Annotated in this window: 21 protein-coding genes and 1 riboswitch; of the genes, 10 read left to right on the forward strand and 11 right to left on the reverse strand. The window is 63.3% G+C overall.

Annotated features, from left to right (window positions below):
• The first annotated feature begins 79 nt into the window (after positions 1-79).
• The 4 genes from EJ067_RS04785 (at position 80) to EJ067_RS04800 (ending at position 1,754) form a co-directional block, all read left to right on the forward strand.
• Positions 80-391 (forward strand): hypothetical protein, encoded by a 312-nt coding sequence (locus EJ067_RS04785; RefSeq protein ID WP_126084903.1) that lies wholly within the window; start codon positions 80-82, stop codon positions 389-391.
• 59 nt (positions 392-450) lie between these two features.
• Complete coding sequence (locus EJ067_RS04790; RefSeq protein WP_126084904.1) at positions 451-636, forward strand: hypothetical protein; 186 nt, start codon at positions 451-453, stop codon at positions 634-636.
• A 143-nt stretch (positions 637-779) separates the two neighbouring features.
• On the forward strand, positions 780-1,082 hold the full coding sequence (locus EJ067_RS04795; RefSeq protein ID WP_126084905.1) for a DUF982 domain-containing protein: 303 nt from the start codon (positions 780-782) through the stop codon (positions 1,080-1,082).
• Between the two features lie 252 nt (positions 1,083-1,334).
• Positions 1,335-1,754 (forward strand): hypothetical protein, encoded by a 420-nt coding sequence (locus EJ067_RS04800; RefSeq protein ID WP_126084906.1) that lies wholly within the window; start codon positions 1,335-1,337, stop codon positions 1,752-1,754.
• 30 nt (positions 1,755-1,784) lie between these two features.
• Here the strand turns inward: EJ067_RS04800 and EJ067_RS04805 are convergent, their stop codons facing one another.
• The 3 genes from EJ067_RS04805 to EJ067_RS04815 form a co-directional block, all read right to left on the reverse strand.
• Positions 1,785-2,570 carry a GGDEF domain-containing protein gene (locus EJ067_RS04805; RefSeq protein ID WP_126084907.1) on the reverse strand — a complete coding sequence of 262 codons (786 nt, stop codon included), beginning with the start codon at positions 2,568-2,570 and terminating at the stop codon, positions 1,785-1,787.
• Between the two features lie 262 nt (positions 2,571-2,832).
• On the reverse strand, positions 2,833-3,411 hold the full coding sequence (locus EJ067_RS04810; RefSeq protein ID WP_126084908.1) for a hypothetical protein: 579 nt from the start codon (positions 3,409-3,411) through the stop codon (positions 2,833-2,835).
• A gap of 221 nt (positions 3,412-3,632) precedes the next feature.
• Entirely contained in the window at positions 3,633-4,145 is a 513-nt protein-coding gene (locus EJ067_RS04815; RefSeq protein ID WP_126084909.1) for a DinB family protein, read from the reverse strand.
• Positions 4,146-4,199: 54 nt separating this feature from the next.
• On the opposite strand from EJ067_RS04815, the gene EJ067_RS04820 reads away from it, so the two are divergent.
• Both EJ067_RS04820 and EJ067_RS04825 read left to right on the forward strand, forming a co-directional pair.
• Positions 4,200-4,892, forward strand: coding sequence for a glutathione S-transferase family protein (locus EJ067_RS04820; protein WP_126084910.1), 693 nt, complete (start codon positions 4,200-4,202; stop codon positions 4,890-4,892).
• Between the two features lie 38 nt (positions 4,893-4,930).
• A complete protein-coding gene (locus tag EJ067_RS04825; protein WP_126084911.1) occupies positions 4,931-5,227 on the forward strand; it encodes a DUF1905 domain-containing protein in 297 nt (98 codons plus the stop codon).
• Between the two features lie 3 nt (positions 5,228-5,230).
• On the opposite strand, the gene EJ067_RS04830 is transcribed toward EJ067_RS04825, so the two are convergent.
• Positions 5,231-5,464, reverse strand: coding sequence for a hypothetical protein (locus EJ067_RS04830; RefSeq protein WP_126084912.1), 234 nt, complete (start codon positions 5,462-5,464; stop codon positions 5,231-5,233).
• A 176-nt stretch (positions 5,465-5,640) separates the two neighbouring features.
• On the opposite strand from EJ067_RS04830, the gene ndk reads away from it, so the two are divergent.
• Together ndk and EJ067_RS04840 are read left to right on the forward strand one after the other, a co-directional pair.
• Complete coding sequence (gene ndk / locus EJ067_RS04835) at positions 5,641-6,063, forward strand: nucleoside-diphosphate kinase (RefSeq protein WP_126084913.1); 423 nt, start codon at positions 5,641-5,643, stop codon at positions 6,061-6,063.
• A 178-nt stretch (positions 6,064-6,241) separates the two neighbouring features.
• Positions 6,242-6,448, forward strand: coding sequence for a hypothetical protein (locus tag EJ067_RS04840; protein ID WP_126084914.1), 207 nt, complete (start codon positions 6,242-6,244; stop codon positions 6,446-6,448).
• A 14-nt stretch (positions 6,449-6,462) separates the two neighbouring features.
• On the opposite strand, the gene EJ067_RS04845 is transcribed toward EJ067_RS04840, so the two are convergent.
• The 3 genes from EJ067_RS04845 to crcB (EJ067_RS04855) are packed head-to-tail and all read right to left on the reverse strand — an operon-like array spanning position 6,463 to position 7,623.
• Positions 6,463-6,801, reverse strand: coding sequence for a DUF190 domain-containing protein (locus EJ067_RS04845; RefSeq protein ID WP_126084915.1), 339 nt, complete (start codon positions 6,799-6,801; stop codon positions 6,463-6,465).
• Positions 6,802-6,815: 14 nt separating this feature from the next.
• Entirely contained in the window at positions 6,816-7,229 is a 414-nt protein-coding gene (gene crcB / locus EJ067_RS04850; protein ID WP_126084916.1) for a fluoride efflux transporter CrcB, read from the reverse strand.
• Between the two features lie 7 nt (positions 7,230-7,236).
• Positions 7,237-7,623: a fluoride efflux transporter CrcB gene (gene crcB, locus EJ067_RS04855; protein ID WP_126084917.1), complete on the reverse strand. Its 387-nt coding sequence runs from the start codon at positions 7,621-7,623 to the stop codon at positions 7,237-7,239.
• A gap of 95 nt (positions 7,624-7,718) precedes the next feature.
• A riboswitch (Fluoride riboswitch) is annotated at positions 7,719-7,781 on the reverse strand.
• Between the two features lie 305 nt (positions 7,782-8,086).
• Between crcB (EJ067_RS04855) and EJ067_RS04860 the strand changes: the two genes are divergently transcribed.
• Both EJ067_RS04860 and EJ067_RS04865 read left to right on the forward strand, forming a co-directional pair.
• The gene (locus EJ067_RS04860; RefSeq protein ID WP_126084918.1) at positions 8,087-9,154 is read left to right on the forward strand and encodes a helix-turn-helix transcriptional regulator; all 1,068 of its coding nucleotides are present in this window, start codon (positions 8,087-8,089) and stop codon (positions 9,152-9,154) included.
• A 165-nt stretch (positions 9,155-9,319) separates the two neighbouring features.
• Positions 9,320-10,105, forward strand: coding sequence for a DUF1194 domain-containing protein (locus tag EJ067_RS04865; protein ID WP_189510409.1), 786 nt, complete (start codon positions 9,320-9,322; stop codon positions 10,103-10,105).
• Positions 10,106-10,164: 59 nt separating this feature from the next.
• Here the strand turns inward: EJ067_RS04865 and EJ067_RS04870 are convergent, their stop codons facing one another.
• The 4 genes from EJ067_RS04870 to moaD form a co-directional block, all read right to left on the reverse strand.
• A complete protein-coding gene (locus EJ067_RS04870) occupies positions 10,165-10,431 on the reverse strand; it encodes a hypothetical protein (RefSeq protein WP_126084920.1) in 267 nt (88 codons plus the stop codon).
• 229 nt (positions 10,432-10,660) lie between these two features.
• Positions 10,661-11,428 carry a YbaY family lipoprotein gene (locus EJ067_RS04875; RefSeq protein WP_126084921.1) on the reverse strand — a complete coding sequence of 256 codons (768 nt, stop codon included), beginning with the start codon at positions 11,426-11,428 and terminating at the stop codon, positions 10,661-10,663.
• 352 nt (positions 11,429-11,780) lie between these two features.
• A complete protein-coding gene (locus EJ067_RS04880) occupies positions 11,781-12,260 on the reverse strand; it encodes a molybdenum cofactor biosynthesis protein MoaE (protein ID WP_126084922.1) in 480 nt (159 codons plus the stop codon).
• Between the two features lies 1 nt (position 12,261).
• Positions 12,262-12,519: a molybdopterin converting factor subunit 1 gene (gene moaD, locus EJ067_RS04885; RefSeq protein WP_040972157.1), complete on the reverse strand. Its 258-nt coding sequence runs from the start codon at positions 12,517-12,519 to the stop codon at positions 12,262-12,264.

Below are 12,519 nucleotides of genomic sequence, written 5' to 3' on the forward strand. Positions count from 1 at the left end.
CCGCCCTGCAGCCTTCGCTATGGAACTTTTCACCCGGCAATGGATTTCCGTTAGGAAAATCTAATGCGAGGAGGCTGCAATGAAGAATCTTATTCTAGCCGCCATGCTCGGCGTGGCTGCCATGGCACCGACAACGATTGCGACGCAGGCAACAAGCTTGACCATCACCACTGATGACGACATGGGCCGGTACAATGACGACTACTACTGGCGCCGCCATCACATGCGCGACGACAACTGGCGCTACGGCAGCCGATACGAGATGCGCGACTGGCGCAGCTATCGTCACCATCGCGACTGCATGGTCAGGGTGCACAAGCGCTGGCACCACCATCATTGGGTCGTGAAGAGAGTCTGGAGCTGTGGCCGCCATAGAGGCTGGCGATATTAGGAGCCATCCCTTCACGAAATTGACGCCGCGCTGGGCGGCGTCTGTAGGACAGGTGGACAATGCGCTTGATCCCATCGGCGATGAACTGGCGGCAACGGCTTGCCGAACGGGCCGGCCAGCTCTTCGTCAACATTGTTGCGATGTTGTTCGCAGGGGTTGCCATCCTCCTGCTGGTGTTGTCGGCACATTACCACGTCCCGCAACCCCCGGCGGAGATGGCAATCACGACCAGATCCGGCCCATGACGATCTGCCTCGCGATTGCCGCCTCTGGCGGCGGGCAGGAAAAGATCTCCCAACGTGGAACCTCGCGCCCCAAAGGCGCGTTGTGTGGCGTCCAGACCGAGGCCGGCAGCCCGCCGTCCTCCGCCCCAATCCGAGAGGTCTCAATGCACGACAGGTTCTTCCTCACGCCGGTCGCAGTCAGTGTCGGCGCCGGGCACAAGCGCATGATCGCTTCGCTGTCCGACATGCATGAGTTCCTGACCGAGTTCCCGCCGTCGCGCCGGCGGCTGAGCTACGGCGCCGCGGCGAAGGCCTGCGAAGCCGCACGGGCCGGAGATATCTCCGCCGAATCGGCGCGCGATGCGCTGATCACCTTCGCGGTGACGGCCGGCATCTTGTGGCCGTCGGATCAGCCGATCGTCTCGGTAAAGCCGGTCGCGCGCGGCCATAGCGGCTTCGCCGCCTGAGATCGGCCCCGCCTGACGCCGACAACGGCCCGACTAGACCCGTCTGAGATGGCTCTCAGACGGGTCTTCCTGTCTTCCCCTATGCATGCCGCTGCCTGGCCGGCCCCCTGCGAACTTTTCCCGCGCTGCATGAAACACCGCATAGAACGGTCCGCCGCGTGAAACAGCGCACAGACCAGCCGGCTGCGTGAAACAGCGCACAGAACATTCGCCTTCCCCGTGCAGGTTTGCGGACATGCAGCAGGGATGCCAATGTTTCTCGATCACGACCAGTTCAAACCGGCGGCGGAAATGAGGCTCGGCCGCGACAAGTCGTCGATCCGGGTCACGGTAACCGACCCGAAGGTGTGCGAGCTTTGCGAGGCCGTCTATGTCTGGATCACCGCCGACGGCAAGCCGGTCAGGATCGGCACTTGCGGCGCATCGGCCGGCAAGCGTCTGCTCTCCTATCCCGGCTATATCAACCGGAGCCTGGCCGGGCACGGCGGCGCGACGCCGAAATGGGAAGCGTTGAAGTGGCTGGGCCTGCTGACCGCGCATGGCATGCTGACGGCGGTTGTCCATCAGCCCGAGCCGGCATTGACGGCCGCGGGCCTGATCAGGCCCTGTCTCGACATCGAGCGCCGGCTCATCCGCCAGCACAGGCCGCTGCTCAATCGCAGCCGCCAGTGAGAGCCGGTAAGGCCCGTCGCACAGAACCGATCAGTGGAACGTGCTGGCGGCCCCGCCGGATAACCGGTTGCGCGGGCTTTCGAAGCTCACCTGGTCGCGTCCGTTCGATTTCGCCTTGTAGAGATGCCTGTCGGCGACTTGGAACATGGCGTGATAGGTGGTGGGGCCGCTGAAAGCGATGCCGCCGATGCTAACCGAAAGCGGACATGGCTGGCCGCCGGGCGCGAAGTCGGCCTCGCGGATGCGCAGCCTGATCGATTCCGCGACCAGGAAGGAGCGCGTTGCGTCGGCGCCCGGAAGGAAGACCGCGAATTCCTCGCCGCCGATGCGTCCGACGATGTCGGCGCCGTGGAGCTGGCCCTGGATCGTCCTGGCGATCAGCTTCAGCGCCTCGTCGCCGCAATCATGGCCGAGGCGGTCGTTGATCGACTTGAAATGATCGGCGTCGACGATCAGCAGCGCGCCGGCATCGGCGACGTCATGGCTGCGGGCCTGGTTGAGATAGGCCTCGACCAGCATCGAGAACGCGCCGCGGTTGAAGACCGCCGTCAAGCTGTCGGTCGCAGCGACGATGCTGAGCTCCTTCTGGGTGATGGCCAGTTGGCGCATCTTCCACATCAGGAAGAACAGGAAGGAACCGCCCAGGATGAGCGGTAGGAACAGGTCGGTGAGCTTGGCCCAGAGCAGCGCCTCGGGCGACAGCGAAGGAAAGTTGAAGGAATCGACAAAGAAGGCGGCAGCAATGAAGAAGGCGGTGCCGGCGACCGTAACAGCCACCACCCTGCCCCAACTGGTGGCGGACAAATCGATGCGCATGGCATTCGCTCCCACTGCAACGGGTCCATTGTGCAGTGCGAGCGCAAACGAAATCCTAATACATTGGCTTCAATGCGACGTTGGTTAACCAGTTGTCCTTTCGATCTCTCGAAGGTTGAAGCGTCAGAGGGCCCACCACCGCAGCGGGCCCTCCGACGGCTGGAGGATCTCGTCAGCATGCAGCCGGCAGCGGCCGGCGACACGGTAGGAGAGTGCCGCAGAGCCTCACAGCTTGGTTCCGGCTATGCCACCTGCGGCGCTGTCAGCGACGCGAAATCATCAGGCAGAGCGCCCTGAGATCGCGGTCGTAGGTGCCTTCGCTGCTGAGCACATCGACGCAGCGCTTCTTCATCCGTGCCAGCTGGCTGCTCGACAGTTGGGCGACGGCGGAAGCCACGTTCGGGGTTCCGGGCGGTGTCGCGCCGAGAGCTCCAGGAACGATGCCGCCAACGCCAAGACCGGCGCCAACGCCGCTCGTGCCGCCGACCGTCGCGTTGAGCGCGCTATTGGTGCCGTTGCCCAAAGTCGCATCGGCTCCGGCCCCGTTTGTCCCGCCGATGGATGCCGTGGCCGTGGAACCGCCGCCGCCGATGGTGCCGGTTCCGTTGGCGCCGCTCGTGCCGCCGATCGAAACGTTGGCGCTGGTGCTGCCGCCGCCGAAGGATGCATTGGCGTCAGCCCCATTTGGGCCGCCCGCGTTGGCATCGGCGCTGTTGCCGCCTACCGATACGCCGCCAACCCCTCCAAGCCCGACGCTCTGCGCGTTCGCCGGCATGGCAAGAACAGCGATGATTGCACCACTCGCCAACGTGCTGGCGAATCTCTTTGCGATACTAGCCATAACACTCTCCTTGTGGTTTTCTATTTCCGCATTGCAGCATTGTTGCAATGTCACTCGCATGCACTTTTTAAGACAGGAGATACGCCGAGAGTGCGCTTTTGGTTTCTTTAGCTTCTGCGCATATGGCTAATCGTGGTTTTCAAACACGATATTGTCGTTTTAAAAATATAGACGAAATTGCATTAGATTTTTGGGATTGGCCAGCCAGATCCGAGCAAGCTTCAGGCGTAGGCGCGGCCTTCCTCGGAGCGCTGGAACAGCATCAGGTCGAGCGGCACCGAGGGCCTGCCGAGCACGGTGAGGCACATATGCGCCTGGCCGCGGTGATGGGTCTGGTGGTTGAAGAAATGGCTGAGCGCCGGCGCCAGCCGCTGCGAGACTGTGCGCATATCGGAAAGCGTCATGTAGGAGAAGCGGCCGGCGAGCGCCTTCTCGCTCATGCCGCCGAGCCAGTCGATGATCCGTATGTCCTCTGCCTCGCGCGCGCTGTGCAACGGTGGCAACGCCTTGTAAAGAATGGCGTCAAGGGACGACGGTGCGTGCCCCTCGCCTGTGAAACGCTTCATCCAGATACGGTCGGCGGTCAGGATATGGTTGAGCGTTCCCATCATAGAGCCGAAGAAGGCGCCGGTATCGCGGTTGAATTCCTCGTCGCTGAGATCGGCAGCGGCATCGTAGATGCGCGCATTGGCCCATTGATTGTAGGCCGCAAACATCATGAAATGCTGTTTCATTCTTCCATCTGGTTCGCAACGAATCCCGGCTCTTCCTAACCCGCAGGAACCGCAATGACCATTCTGTTCTATGACCTCGTCGGCCACGACGCCCACCGCCCGTTCAGTCCGCATTGCTGGAAGACCAAGATGGCGCTGGCCCATAAGGGGCTCGATGCCACCAAGGTGCCGACGCGCTTCCTGGAAGTGCCTGAGGTGGAGGGCGGCGTGTCGAAGACGGTGCCGGTGATCCGCGACGGCGACCGCGTGGTGGGCGATTCCTTCGCCATCGCGCTCTATCTCGAAGAGACCTATCCGGAACGGCCGACGCTGTTTTCCGGCGAAGGCGGCAAGGCAATGGCGCGCTTCATCGAGCGTTGGTCGCAGCTTACCATCCATCCTTACGTCGCGACCGTGGCACTGACGGATCTCAATGGGATGCAGGATGAGGCAAACGCCGCCTATTTCCGGAGGAGCCGTGAGGAGCGTTACGGCAAGCGGCTGGAAGATGTGGTGGCGAACCGCGACGCCGGGCTCGCCGGCTTCCGCGCCTCGCTGGAGCCGCTGCGCTCGATGCTCAGCTACCAGCCTTTCATCGGCGGAGCATCGCCGCTGTTTGCCGATTACATCGTCTTCGGCGCGCTGCAATGGGGGCGCATCGCCTCGCCCTATCGGCTGCTCGAGCCCGACGACAGCGTGGCCCAGTGGTTCGAGCGCTGCCTCGGCCTGCATGACGGCATCGGCCGCCAGGTCGCGGCCGCGGCGTGACGGGATGATCTCGCGGGGCCGCGGGCGGCGGGATCGCCATGCTGCGCTATGAGATGCAGGGCGAGATCTGGGTCTATCCCGGCAAGGGCGGCTGGCACTTCGTGACGCTGCCGGCGGAACTCGCGGCCCGGATCAAGACGGCGATGGCAGGGCGGGCGCGGCCCTGGGGCTCGCTCGGCGTGACGGCCGTCATCGGCAAGACAAGATGGAGCACGTCGCTCTTCCCCGACAAGGCGTCCGGAAGCCTGCTTCTGCCGGTCAAGGCCTCGGTGCGGCAACGCGAAGGACTGAAGGCCGGTGACGCTCCGGCATTGACCGTAGAGATCGAGCTGTAGCGTCTACTTTGGCGCGCGCTCTTGTTCGGCGCCCCTTTTCGGCGTGCCATTGTCGACAAGCCTGACGCAGATCGGATCGCCTTGTTCCATGCGAGCGCATTGCCATTCCGGGCCGAAGCCGAAATTCTGCTGCCCGCGCTGTGGAAAGAACAGCAGGACGAAGACGATCGCGGCAAGAACCACGGCCATCAGGAGAATGCCGGCGACATCGCCGCGCCTGAGGTGAGGCCGGTTCATCGCTTCCAGCTCCGCTGCCGCGACACCGGGACCTCCATGCGAAGCGCGCTCGCAGCCGTCTAATTATCCCGCAAACAGTCCGCATTGACCAGAATCCGCCTCCCCTTGGCAAGCCGCCGGGCGGCTTGTATAGAGCCCGCCACTCCAATTTCCATTCCCAGAACAAGGACGACCCAATGGCGATCGAACGCACCTTCTCCATGATCAAGCCGGACGCGACCAAGCGCAACCTGACCGGCGCCATCACCAGGATGCTGGAGGACGCGGGCTTGCGCGTCATCGCGTCGCGCCGCGTGTGGATGAGCCGCCGCGAGGCCGAGGGCTTCTACGCCGTCCACAAGGATCGTCCGTTCTTCGGCGAGCTGGTCGAGTTCATGTCGTCGGGCCCGACCGTCGTGCAGGTGCTGGAAGGCGAGAACGCCATTGCCAAGAACCGCGAAGTGATGGGCGCCACCAACCCGGCCAACGCCGCCGAGGGCACCATCCGCAAGGTGCATGCGCTGTCGATCGGCGAAAATTCGGTGCACGGCTCGGACGCGCCGGAAACCGCCGCGCAGGAGATCCGCTACTGGTTCTCGGACACCGAAATCGTCGGCTGAGCCTTGGCCGTTTGACTGAGAATAAGGGCGGCGCCGCTCGACCGACGCCGCCCTTTCTTCATTCCGCGATGGACAAACGCGAAGCGCGCGCTAGCTCCATGGCATCGGCGACAAGTTGCAAGGGCGTCGCCGGCTGTGAGCGACCACCACGCTTCCGCCCGTGAAAAGGGAGGGAAGCATGATCAAATCCCATGTTTCCAAAAGCGGCGTTGCCTATCCGGACGATCTCGTCCTGTTGAAGCGTATCTATGACCAGGTCTGCGACGAGCGGGGCATCACCCGCGGCAGCCCCGAAGCCTCCGAGCTGGCGATCGAAGCCATGAAGCTCTTTTCCGCGGGCATTTTCGACGAAGACTCGATAAGCCGTCGTCTTCGCCATGGCTGATCGAACGGTCGGGTTCAATCCCCGTCGCCGTAGCGGATCACCTCGACCTTCTCCCTGGTGATCAGGCAGCTGCTGGTCAGCGCCTTGATCTGAGGGATCAGCGCATCGATCTTCTCCGGCGCGTCGACGATCTCGACGACGATGGGCAGGTCCTGCGACAGCCGCAGGATCTTGGCGGTGTGGAGCACGCTCGAGCGGCCGAAGCCGAGCGGTCCCCTGAGCACAGTCGCGCCCGCCATGCCGGTCTCGCGTGCCTTGATGACGATCGCCTCATGCAGCGGCTTGCCGTCGGCCGCCTTGTCGTCCTCGCCGAAGAAGATCCTGAGCAGCACGCATTGGCTGGGAAGTTCCATGTTCTCCTCCCTGATTATCGATTGATCCTGGTCGCCATTGCGTAGCCAAGCCAGGCGGACGCCAGCGACAGCACGAGCACGCTGGCAAGATAGGTCGCGGCGAGGCCAAGGTCGCCCTCGAAAAGCAGGATGAAGGTGTCGAGGCTCATGGCCGAGAAGGTGGTGAGGCCGCCGCAGACGCCGCTCGTGACGAACTGACGGCCGGCGGGCCCGACCATCAGGCGCCCGTCCGGCCGGGTCAGCGTGGCGAAGAACATGATGACCCAGGAGCCGACGACGTTGACGAAAGCCGTTGCAAGAAGGGCGCTCCAGCCCAGCAGCGAGACGATGACGTAGCCGCACAGGAAGCGCGCCAGCGAGCCGACTGCCGCGCCGCAGCCGACCGCCAGATAAAGCCGCAGGGTCGTCTGTCTATCGTTTCCGGACACCGGCGTCCTACCCTGCCACGACGGCCCAGAAGCCGAGCGCAACGGCAAGCACGCAGAGCGCCGCCGAGGCGACGGCGTTGAAGGCAGCGAGCCGCCGCTCGCCGTCGAGCGCCAGGTTCAGCGTCTGCAGGCAGAAGGACGATACCGTGGTATAGCCGCCGAACAGGCCGACCACGATCAGGTCGCGCACCAGCTCGGCGGAAAAGATGCCGCCGACCGACCGCGCCGCGCCGGCGAAGGCGCCGATGGCCAGCGCGCCGGAGACGTTGACCGCCAGCGTGCCCCAGGGAAAGGTCTCGCCGACGCTGCGGCCAACCAGGCCCGACAGGAAGAAGCGGCAAATACCGCCGAAGAAGCCCCCGATCAGGACCAGGGCGCAAGCCGCAAGGGTCATCGCTTCATGCCTTTCCAATGCGATTCCACACAGGAATCACCTCACCAAAACAGGCATGATGCGAGCGGAAAAACAAATCCTGCCGCGCGAAAGCACGCCTGGCAGGAGTCATCAGCCCAAAAGGGCGGTTTCGGGGGAACCCCATCCCCATTTTTCTGTCGGCGAAAACTATGTGTTTTCACAAACCTGGTCAATTGGGTGGCCCGACTAGACTTGCCTTGCCGCCCGCCAGCGGCCCTCAATCGAGATCAAAGGAAAAACGGTGTTTCCTCCCGAAACCCACATTCCAATTCCCGTTCGCAAATCCGCCTTGCTTGCGATTTTTCGAACCCCGCGAGTTGTGATAAATTGACCAGCGGTGGCCCACTATCGACGAAGGCCAATTCGAATGGCTGCCAGCCGGGGAATCGCATCCGCGATCGAAGATTGCTACGATGCCGCCTTCGAATTCGGACGGTGGCCGGTGGCCCTGCAAAACTTGGCTGATTGCCTGGGCGTGACGAGTTGCGCTGTCCGCACCCACGACAACACGCATCCGTTCCGCAGCGATCAAAGCAAGCGAACCAGACCGACGCCGGACTCGCTGGAACACGCTGAATTCACGGAACTCTGGGTCGAGAACGCTCGAGACGCGCCCGACCCGCATCCGGAAAGGGAGCCGCTGCTGCCGAAATCGGCACCCTGCTTCACAGTCGAAGACGAAATCTCCACGCCGGAGGAACGAAGGCTCCTGCCTTACTATCAGGAGATAGCCCGTCCGGGGCATCGCGAGTTGTGGGCCGCCGTGGTTTTCCCGGTCAAGCGACGCAAATGGGTCCTGTCGATGTACCGCGATGCCACAAAGGGCGGCCCCTTTGAAATGTCGGAAGCCGAGCATTTTCTGCGCGTGGCGCCGGACCTAGCCCGCATCGTCAGTCTGGCCGAGAAGATCTGGGATGTTTCGCTTGACCCGACATTGACCATGCTCGACCAGTTCAATTGTGCGGCAGCGCTGCTCGATAGCCGCGGCGGTCTCAGACGTTGCAACAAGCACGCGGACGCCTTGTTCGGCTCTGGCCTTATGGTCCGACACAGCCGCATCCACGCGACGGATCGCGAGAGCGATTCACGTCTTCAGCGGATGATCCATATGGCCGCCACAAGCGCGCGAGACGAAACGTTTCTGGCGGAGCCGGAGGTCGTCACCCGTGACGGATTGTTCTGGCTTCTGGCCGAGATCGTGCCGATGACGTCATTCGTGCGCGATCTGTTCAACGGTGGTGACTTCCTGCTTAGCTTCACCGATCTCGTCAGCGAAAAGATCCCGTCGGAACGGTTGCTTGGCCTGGCTTTCCAGCTGACCGCGGCCGAAGCGCGGCTGGCCTCCAGCCTTGCCACTGGCGGCGGCATCGACGCGGCGAGCGCGCGGCTGGCGATCGGCCGCGAAACGGCGCGAACTCAACTCCGCGCGATTCTCGCCAAGACCGGAACGCATCGCCAGGCCGAGCTCACGGCGCTACTGTCGCGCCTACGCGCGCCTTCGCGGTACTGAACAGCCCTCACCCGTTCGGGTGAAGCGTGCCACGATCTGCCAGCCCAGAGTCCCCTTGAACTCTCGAAACCGCGGCCGCGCGCCGGGCTATGCCGGATGGCAGCAATGTTGGGGTGGCGAAACAGGCCCGTCCTTCCAAAACAATCGGGGCCGGCAACATCATATTTGTTGATACTGACGCTCCTCGCCAGCGGCCCCTGTTCTCCGACAGCGGCCGGTAGCCTGCGAAAGCCCAGCGTCGACCTCGAACTGGTCCTCGCGGTCGATGTCTCATCCTCGATGACTCGCGCCGAGCAGCAGGTCCAGCGCGACGGTTATGTCAGTGCCTTCCGCCACCCAGACCTCGCACGAGCAATCGGATCAGGCGCTCGCGGCGCGATTGCTGTCTCTTACCTTGAGTGGGCCGGGCCAGCATATCAACGCGTCGTGCTGCCGTGGACGATTGTCAGCAGTGCCGACGATGCAAAGCGCTTGGCCGAAGCCCTCTCGACGAAACCAATCGTCGCGGAAGCGGGTACGTCCATTTCCGGTGGGTTGCTGGCAGCGGCCGGTCTGTTGGCGCACAATCAGGCGGATGGCGAGCGCCGGGTCGTCGACATATCAGGCGATGGCCCGAACAATGCCGGCCTGCCGGTCGAACCGATACGCGACATGCTGACAAGCTCGGGAATCACCATCAACGGCCTGCCGGTATCGCTTCCGCATAGTGGCTCCAACGGCTTTCAATCCTTTGGCCGACGATATCTTTCCTTGTACTATGAGCGTTGCGTCATCGGCGGGCTGGACGCATTTGTGATCGGAATCGACGATCTCGCCATGTTCGAGGTGGCGATCCGGCGAAAGCTGCTTCTAGAAATCGCCGGCCTGCCCTCACGACCCAGTCTCGCTTCCTACACAACACCGGGCTCCCCCGCATTCGACTGTTCGATGCCTGGAACTGCCCCGCGCTAGCTGATGATGGCGACACGCTCTGCGGTGAGAAAACCCGCCGCCCTCACGGCGGGCTGACTTTATTTCGGTTGACGCTCTTTCACATTCGCGTTGAGGTTGGCTGCATCCGTGTCGGTGGCCGGCGTCTTCGTCTCTTCGCCGGTGAACGGACTGCCCTGCCCAGGCGCAAGATCGCCGCTGTGGCCGGCCTTGTTGGTCTGGTAGGGCTGACTGTCGAGGCTGAGGCCATGCTGTGTGGCATTGAACAGGTGATCGTCCGCCTTCGCAATGCCGGCGAAGGCGAGGAGCGACGCACCAGTGGCAAGGATGAGCGCGTGCTTTTTCATGTCTGGTCTCCTTTTGAGTGGCCAGATCGAGCCGCGCATTCGGTCTGGCGGCTTCAGTGAAGGGATGTTTTTGGAAACAGCCCTTTTGCCTGCCCGCCTTACTGAAAAGGTAACGCCTCGGGCGCCCGGATTATTCCGGCAGTCGTGGGATATTGTCGTGGCGTGCAAGGAAAGACCCAGCTTGCGATCCTTCGCGCCGCCCCGGCGTGTAGCACCCTTTGTCGAGACCTCAGCTCGCGGCGTTGAAGCGCAGGATCACGCGGTCGTCCTTGTCGGCGATGACGAGCTTGCCGGCGTCGACATGGTATGACGCAGCCTTGCCGAGCGCGTCGAACAGCGCCTTCTCCTGCGCCATCACATCCGGCGCGCAGGCCATCTTGGTCGAGCCGATGTTGCTGATTTCGATCTTCTCGCCGTCGACCTTGGCGTTGGCGAAGTAGCTGTTGCACGGGCCCTTGCCGCCGGCCTTTCCGGCTTCGCTGACGCGGAACGTCGCCTGCGGGTCGGCAATCACACCGACGCCGTCGATATATTCTATGAGCCAGCTCTGGCCATAGAGCGCCGCGGCATCCGGCTCGGTGGCGGGCGCCACCATCTTCATCACGACGGTCTGCGGCTTACCGTCCAGCGGATCGACCCGGTGGCGGGTGTCGGTGACGAACAGCAGCCGGCCTTCGACGGTGATGCGGGCCTGCAGCGCATAGGTCCTGCCGGGCTTGACCGCCGTGGGATCGAAGCCGAACTCGAACTTGGTCGGCAGCTGGCCGGCCGGCACGATCTTGCGGTGAACGATGATCGTCGCCGGCGCATCGGCAAGCGACACGTCGGCGAGCTCGACCGAAAGCTCGGCATCGGGCGGCAGCGCGATGCGCTCGCGATAGGTCACCTCGCCCGTCAATGTCTTCTCCGCGGCGCCGGAGATTTCCGGCACGGCGAGCACGCCGACGACCAGCGGCACCAGGCCGAAGATGAAGAACTCCGCGATCCTGTCCAGCATGACCCTGCTCCGCAAAGCAAATCAAACCGATTGCAGGTTCAGGAAGGATTGCGGTCAATCAATGGCCGCAGCCAGCAGTGGATCAATTTGAATTTTGTGGGCCATATAAGATCTGCGTGCCGTCCTCGCATAGAGGACAATGAACCCAGCGCTCGAACCTGCCTTCGTCGCCAAAAGGTACATCATGTACGACGAGAGTCGCTGTCTGGCAGGACGGGCAGAGCACGAGTTTGCGTGGCGCCTTATCGAGCGCAGATGCTACGGACAGCCATTTGCTGGATTTCGAAGACATTCGGCTGCCTCTGAGGCCGTGCGCGGTCGACTTTGGGCTTCCCGGTACCTCGCCCGAAGTTTATCCATCCGATTTTTTCCAGCGGCCGGCGGCCTCGTCGTCGGCCTCCTTGGCCTCGACCCAGCCGCCCTCGGAGCCATCGGCGCGGTGCTCCTTCTTCCAGAATGGTGCGCGCGACTTCAGGTAGTCCATCAGGAAATTCGCCGCCTCGAAGGCCGCCCGGCGGTGGGCGGAGGCTGCAACGACCAACACGATGTTCTCGCCTGGCGCGATCTTGCCGTGGCGGTGGATGACGGTGAGCCCCTGCAGCGGCCAGCACTCGATGGCTTCTGCGGCGATGCGGCCGATCTCGGCCTCGGCCATGCCGGGATAGTGCTCAAGCTCAAGCGCCGCAAGCGCGCCCCGCTCGTCGCGGCACAGCCCCGAGAAGGTGACCACGGCGCCGATGTCGGCGCGGCCCCTCGTCAAGGCGGCGATCTCGGCGGCAATGTCGAAATCCTCGCGCTGGACGCGGATGGCCGGCACGACGGCGCTCGCCATCTCAGCCCCCGGTCATCGGCGGAAACAGCGCGATCTCGCGCGCGCCCGCGATTTTCTCGCGGTGGCCGACATGTTCCTGGTTGATGGCGACGCGGATGACGTCCGGATATTGCAGCGCGTTTTCGTATTCCTCGCCGCGCGACTTCAGCCAGCGCAAAAGGTCGGCTACCGTCTCGATGCCGGCCGGCAGCTCGACATGCTCTTCCGGCTTGCCGATCCGCTCGCGCACCCAGGCGAAATAGATAAGTTTCGTTGACAT

Source organism: Mesorhizobium sp. M1D.F.Ca.ET.043.01.1.1, from assembly GCF_003952385.1.
In the GTDB taxonomy this organism is placed as follows: Bacteria; Pseudomonadota; Alphaproteobacteria; order Rhizobiales; family Rhizobiaceae; genus Mesorhizobium.